The sequence below is a fragment of the Protofrankia sp. CiP1_Cm_nod3 genome (genome assembly GCF_982290655.1).
On the sequence record NZ_CEVIVD010000043.1, the window covers coordinates 14140 to 21390 of the forward strand.

General features: G+C 70.6%; 3 protein-coding genes. 1 reads left to right on the top strand and 2 read right to left on the bottom strand.

Annotated elements, in window-relative coordinates; all coding sequences use genetic code 11:
- Nucleotides 1-3242 (bottom strand): HAMP domain-containing protein (locus AC5LUJ_RS10865; RefSeq protein WP_493464871.1); only part of this gene is annotated, 3242 nt, incomplete at its 3' end.
- Between the two features lie 478 nt (nucleotides 3243-3720).
- On the opposite strand from AC5LUJ_RS10865, the gene AC5LUJ_RS10870 reads away from it, so the two are divergent.
- Nucleotides 3721-6027 carry a SpoIIE family protein phosphatase gene (locus AC5LUJ_RS10870; RefSeq protein ID WP_493464872.1) on the top strand — a complete coding sequence of 769 codons (2307 nt, stop codon included), beginning with the start codon at nucleotides 3721-3723 and terminating at the stop codon, nucleotides 6025-6027.
- Nucleotides 6028-6082: 55 nt separating this feature from the next.
- Here AC5LUJ_RS10870 and AC5LUJ_RS10875 read toward each other — a convergent pair.
- The coding region (locus AC5LUJ_RS10875; RefSeq protein WP_493464873.1) for a WD40 repeat domain-containing protein at nucleotides 6083-7251 on the bottom strand (1169 nt) is incomplete at its 5' end.

Sequence of the window (7251 nt, forward strand, 5' to 3'; positions counted from 1 at the left end):
ATCGGCGCGGACACGGGCGCCTGCGAGCCGGACACGTCGGATGAACCAGGTGCACTGTGCGAAATGGGTGAACTGTACGAACTTGGCGAACTGGACAAACTGGACGGGACGGGCGGCAGCGGCAGCGGCGGGGCCGCGGGCGCCGGCGGGCCGGAAACGGCCGGCTGCGTGGCGCCATGGGCCTTCTCACCGATCGCCCCTGGCGAGGACAGCGGCAGATAGAGGGTGAAGGTACTGCCCTTCCCGAACTCGCTCTGGACACGGATCACACCGCCGAGCAGAGCCGCGACCTCACGCGCGATGGACAGGCCCAGGCCGGTCCCGCCGAATCTGCGGCTGGTGCTGCCGTCACCCTGCTGAAAGGCCCCGAAAAGCCGGTCCAGGTTCTCCTCGGCGATACCGATGCCCGTGTCGGTCACCGCGAACGCGACGGCCGGGCGTCGTTCGTCGTCGAGCACGCGGCCGCTGACCATCCGTATCCGGAGTTCCACCCCGCCCCGCTGGGTGAACTTGACCGCGTTGGACAGCAGGTTGCGCAGCACCTGCAACAGACGATGCTGGTCGCTGACCAGCGCGTCCGGCACGTCGGGGGCGACGTCGACGGCGAACCGCAGGCCCTTCTCCTCGATGACCGGGCAGAAGATGCCCCGGACGTCGTCGAGGAGCGCGCCGAGGGCGAAACGCTCCAGATGGACGTCGATCTTCCCGGCCTCGACCTTCGACAGGTCGAGGATGTCGTTGATGAGCTGCAGGAGATCGGAGCCGGCGGAGTGGATGACGTTGGCGTACTCGACCTCCTTCGGGCTGAGGTTGTTCGCCGGGTTCTGCGCCAGCAGCCGCGCCAGGATGAGCAGGCTGTTCAACGGCGTGCGCAGCTCATGGGACATGTTGGCGAGGAACTCCGACTTGTACCTGGACGACAGGCCGAGCTGCCGGGCCCGTTCCTCGATTTCCTGTCGGGCCTGCTCGATCTCGAAGTTCTTGACTTCGATGTCGTGGTTCTGGCGAGCCAGCAGAGCCGCCTTCTCCGCCAGTTCGGCGTTGGAACGCTGCAGCTCGTCCTGCCGGCTCTGGAGTTCTTCGGAACGTGCCCGCAGCTCGGCTGCGAGACGTTGCGACTCCGCCAGCAGCGCGTCGGTGCGGGAGTTGGCGACAATAATGTTGATATTGACACCGATGATGTCCATCAGCCGGTCCAGGAAATCCCGGTGCACCTGCGTGAACGGGGTGAAGGAGGCGAGCTCGATGACACCGAGCACATGGTCCTCGAAGAGGACGGGCAGCACGATCAGATTGACCGGCCCGGCATGGCCGAGACTGGACGAGATCTTCACATAATGCGCCGGGGTCCGGTCGACGAAAATCGACCGCCTGGTTCTGGCCACCTGCCCGACCAGGGACTCTCCCAGGCCGAACTCGCGCGGCACGTCGGGATGGGCCTGGTAGCCGAAGCTGGCGATCAGGCGCAGCGCGGGCGCGGCGCCGGAGCCGGAGCTGGAGCCGGCCAGGAAGAACGTGCCGTACTGGGCGCCGACCAGCGGGGCGAGCTCGTCCATGACCAGTTCCGTGACGGTGTCGAGGTCACGGTGTTTCTGCATCAGACCGGATATGCGGGCCAGGTTGGTCTTCAGCCAGTCCTGCTCCTGGTTGGCGCGCGTGGTCTCGTACAGCGACCGCACCATCGCGTTGATATTGTCCTTGAGCTCGGCGACCTCCCCCCGCGCCTCCACCGAGACCGCCCCGGTGAGGTCACCGGCCGCGACCGCGCTGGTCACCGCGGCGATCGCACGCACCTGACGGGTGAGGTTGCCGGCAAGCTCGTTGACGTTCTCCGTCAGCCGCTTCCACGTCCCCGAGACGCCCTCGACCTCGGCCTGCCCGCCGAGTATCCCCTCGGTGCCGACCTCGCGGGCGACCCGGGTGACCTCCGCGGCAAAGGACGACAGCTGGTCGACCATCGTGTTGATGGTGGTCTTGAGCTCCAGGATCTCCCCACGGGCGTCGACGTCGATCTTCTTCGACAGGTCGCCCCGGGCCACGGCGGTGGTGACCTGGGCGATGTTGCGGACCTGGCTGGTCAGGTTGCTGGCCATCGAGTTGACGTTGTCGGTGAGATCCCGCCAGGTGCCGGAGACGCCCCGCGCGACGGCCTGCCCGCCGAGGTTGCCCTGCGTCCCCACCTCGCCCGCCACCCGGATGACCTCGTCGGCGAACGACGACAACCGGTCGACCATCGTGTTGATGGTCTCCTTGAGCTCCAGGATCTCCCCGCGCGCGTCCACCCGGATCTTCTGGGTCAGGTCGCCCTTGGCCACCGATGTGGTGACCTCGGCGATGGAGCGGACCTGGACGGTGAGGTTGGCCGCCATGACGTTGACGGACTCGGTGAGGTCCTTCCACGTGCCCGAGACGCCCTTGACGTCGGCCTGCCCGCCCAGCCGTCCCTCGGTGCCGACCTCCCGGGCCACCCGGGTGACCTCACCGGCGAACGACGACAACTGGTCGACCATCGTGTTGATCGTGTTCTTCAGCTCCAGGATCTCCCCGCGCGCGTCCACCGTGATCTTCTGGGAGAGATCGCCGCGGGCCACCGCCGCCGCCACCTGGGAGATGGAACGGACCTGGCCGGTGAGGTTGCCGGCCATGAAGTTCACCGAGTCGGTGAGGTCCCGCCACGTTCCGCCCACCCCGGGGAAGGCCTGCCCGCCCAGCCGTCCCTCGGTGCCGACCTCCCGGGCCACCCGGGTGACCTCACCGGCGAACGACGACAACTGGTCGACCATCGTGTTGATCGTGTTCTTCAGCTCCAGGATCTCCCCGCGCGCGTCCACCGTGATCTTCTGGGAGAGATCGCCGCGGGCCACCGCCGCCGCCACCTGGGAGATGTCACGGACCTGGCTGCCGAGGTTGCCCACCGCCATGTTGGTCGACTCGATGAGCTCCCGCCAGGCGCCGGGCACGTCCGGCGCCCGGAGGCGACGGCCGAGCCTGCCCTCCACGCCGACCTCCCGGGCCGCTCTCGCCACCCCGGAAGCGATCATGGAAAGCTGGTCGGTCATGCCGTTGAACACGTCGGCGATCTCGTTCATGAGCGGGTCGTCGCCATGGGGCAGACGCGCGCGGAAGTCCCCGCCACGCACCGCCGCCAGACCGGCGAGAAGCTGACGCAGCGCGGGCTCGTCCCGCCCGCGCGCCGTTACCCGCTCCGAGTTCGCCCGCTCCGAGTTCGTAGCCTCACCCACCGGTACAACACCCCGCTCGTCGGCCGCCGGCCCGGACAGCCGGCCGGTCCCGTGTTCCACGTTAGAGAGTTCGACGATTCGCAAACCAGGGTGAAACGGACAACACCCTCGGCTCAGTTTTCTGATGTCCTATGGTTTTCCCGAGCGGCCTCGGAAGCGAGGCCCGTAATCGACGCGGACAGATACCGACCAGCCACCGAGCACGCATCGACCATGCGCCGAACAGACCGGACAGGCAACAGTCTGGACAGGCACTGTCGCGTCATCTTCGGCCCTCGCTGCCAGGGACCGGAGAAGCACGGGGCAGAGGAGAACCACGGGACAGAAACGAACAGCGGGAGAACAGCGGACCGCAGGGGCTTCGTCCGCGCGGCGGCGTTCGTGCGAGGATGTCCGCGCTGGGGGGCCTTTGAGCCCGCGTGCCGGCGGCACCCGAAGCAGTGAGGGCCGGCGGCACCCGAACCAGTGAGGGACGTACGTGGGAACGCAGCGACCGACCGGCCCGGCCGGCGACGACCAGGTGGCGCGTCTGACCGCGCTGATCGTCCGTCAGCAGAGCGAACTCGAGGCGGTGCGGGCGCAGGCCGCCACCGAAGCCCTGGTGGATCTCGCGATCGGCGTCCTGACCGAGCGCCTGCGCTGCTCCCCCGGTGAGGCGGCCAGGCAGCTCACCCACCTGGCGGCCCGGTCCGGGATGCCCCTGGCGGAGCTTGCCGCCGACGTGGTCGGCCAGCGGGCGGACGACGCGCTCGCGCTGGGCGCGGCGCGGCCGCCCCGGCAGCAGCCGGCGCAGCCGACCGAGGCCCCGGCAGCGCCGGCCGTGGACGGGCAGCGGATCGCCGCGGCAACGATGGAGGAGGCCCTCGCCCCGCTGGGAGCCGTGGCCGTGGCACTGTGGATGATCGAACCGGACGGCGCGCTGGAGCTCGCCGGCGAGGCGGGGCTCGGCGCCCTGGAGGCAAGCCGCTGGCAGCGCATCCCGCCGCAGATGGACTGCCCGGCCCAGCGGGTCGCCCAGGACGGCTGCCCCCGGTGGTGGCCGGCAGCCCGCCACCTGCCGGACCGGATCCCGCTGGTCGGGCGATGGCGCGGCGCCCGGGTGGCGCTGCCGCTGACCGACGCCGGGGCACTGCTGGGGGCGATGGAGATCTGCTGGCCGCAGCCCCTCGAGGAGTTCACTCCCGCGCTGCGCCACCAGCTGCTGACGCTGGCCGGGGTCTGCGCCGGCAGCCTCGGGGCGGCCCAGGGGGAACGCGCCTGGGGACGCCACGGCTCGTGGCTGCCCGCCCTGCTGGACGCCCTGCTGCGCTCCGCCCTCGTCGCCCACGCCGTCCGTGACCATGACGGGCGGATCGTCGACTTCCAGATCGACCACGTCAGCGAAGGGTTCGTCGACCCGGCCGGCCGGGAGCCCCGTGACCTCGTCGGCCGCCGGCTGTCCCACCTCCATCCGCTGATGACCGTCCTGGACGGGCTGTTCGGGCAGGCCGTGGACGTGCTGCGCACCGGCCGGCCGTACCAGGCCGACGGCCTGCCCGTCCACGTCATCGTCGGCGGCCGGATCGTCGCGACGGAGATGGACGTGCGTATCGGCCGGTTCCTCGACGGCATCGCGCTGACCTGGCGGCGGACCGACGACACCGACGGGCTGACCACCATCCTCCAGCACGCCCAGCGGCTCGGTGAGCTCGGCGGCTGGCAGCAGGACATGCTCACCGGTGACGTGCGCTGGACCGACCACACCTTCACGCTGTTCCGGCTGGCGCCGGATGCGCCGGAAGCGCCCGTCTCCCTGCAGGGGCTGGACGCCTACGTCCATGCCGATGATCTCGCTGCTGTCGGCCGTTTCCGTGACGTGCTGTTCGACCAGGCACGGCCGGCCGCCACGACGTTCCGGCTGCTGCGGGCCGACGGCGCGATCCGGCAGATACGCGCGTTCGCCGAGCCCGTCACGGACACCGCCGGCACCCTGGTCGCCGTCCGCGGCACATACCAGGATCTTTCGACTCTCTACCACACCCAGGTCGCCCTCGCCGCCACCCGCAACCAGCTCGCCGACACCGAACAGCGGGCCGACGACCAGCAGCGGCTGGCCATCCAGCTGCAACGGGCCATCACGCCGTTCTCGGCCGATCCGGTCGAGAACGGCGGGCTCGACATCGCCGTCCGCTACCGGCCGGCCAACCAGGACCATCTGGTCGGCGGCGACTGGTACGACGCGGTCGTCCTGCCCTCCGGGGAGGTCCTTCTCGCCGTCGGTGACATCGCCGGGCACGGGATCAGAGCTGTCACCGGCATGGTCACGTTACGCAACAGCCTGCGTGGGCTCGCCATGACCGGGGCGGGGCCGGCCCAGCTGCTGCGCTGGCTCAACGACGTCGCCTACCACCTCACCGACGACGTCACCGGTACCGCCGTCTGCGGTCTGTACGATCCGGCCACCCGTATGCTGCGCTGGGCATGCGCCGGGCACCTGCCGCCCGTCCTGGTCCGTGACGGCGACGCCGCCATGCTCCCGCTGCCGGCCGGCGTCCTCCTCGGGGCGGACCCACACAGCGCCTACGAGGAGACCGCCACCGCGCTGCGGCCCGGCGACGGCGTCCTGCTGTTCACCGACGGCCTCGTCGAACAACGCGGGACCGCCCTCGACGAGACGCTGGACACCCTGGTCCTGGCCGCCGGCCGGCCGATCGCCGACCTCCAGCGGTATGCCGACCATCTCCTGCGCCACACCACCCCCGACACCGACGACGACACCTGTCTGATCGCCGTCCAGCTGCGCTGAACCGGCCAGGTGGCTGACCGCGTGCCGGCCAGCACCACCGGAAAACGACGCCCGGTCAGCGCAGCTTCCACAGCCGCACCGTGTTGTCCCGGCTGCCGCTGGCCAGCGTACGGCCGTCCGGGGAGAACGCCACCGACAGCACCCAGTCCTGGTGGCCGGTCAGGGGGCCACCGAGTGGGCGCGGCCTGGAAGGATCGGCGATGTCCCACAGCCGGACCATCCCCTCGAAACTGCCGCTGGCCAGCGTACGACCGTTCGGGGAGAAGGCCACCGAGCGCACGGTGGTGCTGGTGGAGACCCGCAGAGGATCACCAATCAGATGCGGGTCGGAACGGTCGGTGACATTCCACAGCCTGATCGTCCCGTCGAAGCCACCGCTGGCCAGAACATGGCCATCCGGGGAGAACGCCACCGAGAACACGAACGCGGTGTGGCCGACCAGCGGGGAGCCGAACAGGCGCGGACGGGAACGGTCGGTCAGATCCCACAGCCGCACCGTGTTGTCGTAGCCGGCGCTGGCCAGGGCACGGCCATCCGGGGAGAACGCCACCGACACCACGGCATCGGAATGGCTGATCAGCGGCTCGCCGAGCGGGCGTGGATCGGACCGGTCGGTGACGTCCCACAACCGCACCGTCCTGTCCCGGCTGCCGCTGGCCAGGATTTTTCCGTCCGGGGAGAACGCCACCGCCGTGACGGCGTCGGTGTGGCCGGCTATCGGCCCGGCAAGCGGACGGGGGGCGGCGAGGTCCGTCACGTCCCACAGCCATATCGTGCGGTCCCAGCTGCCGCCGGCCAGGGTGTGGCCGTCCGGGGAGAACGCCACCGACGTCACCCCGTCGGTGGGGCCGGTCAGCGGCCTGCCGAGCAGACGAGGGTGGGCACGGTCGGTGATGTCCCACAGCCGCACCGTGCCGTCCCGGCTGCTGCTGGCCAGCACCTGCTCGTTCGGGGAGAACACCACCGAGAGCACCCAGCCGGCAGGGCCGGTGGGGCCGGTCAGCGGCGGGCCGAGCGGACGGGCGCCGGCCTCGGACAGGTCTCCGCCGCGGGTGGCGGCAACAAGAGCGGCGGCGCTGACGGCGATGAGCACCGCCATGGCGACGATACGGCGGCGAGAAGCACCACCACGGCGGCGGTGCCCTGGCGTCATGCCCGGCCGGCGGCGTGGCCGGGCGCGGCGTGGCCGGCTGGCGAGACGCCCGCCGGCCTCTGCGTCCGAGA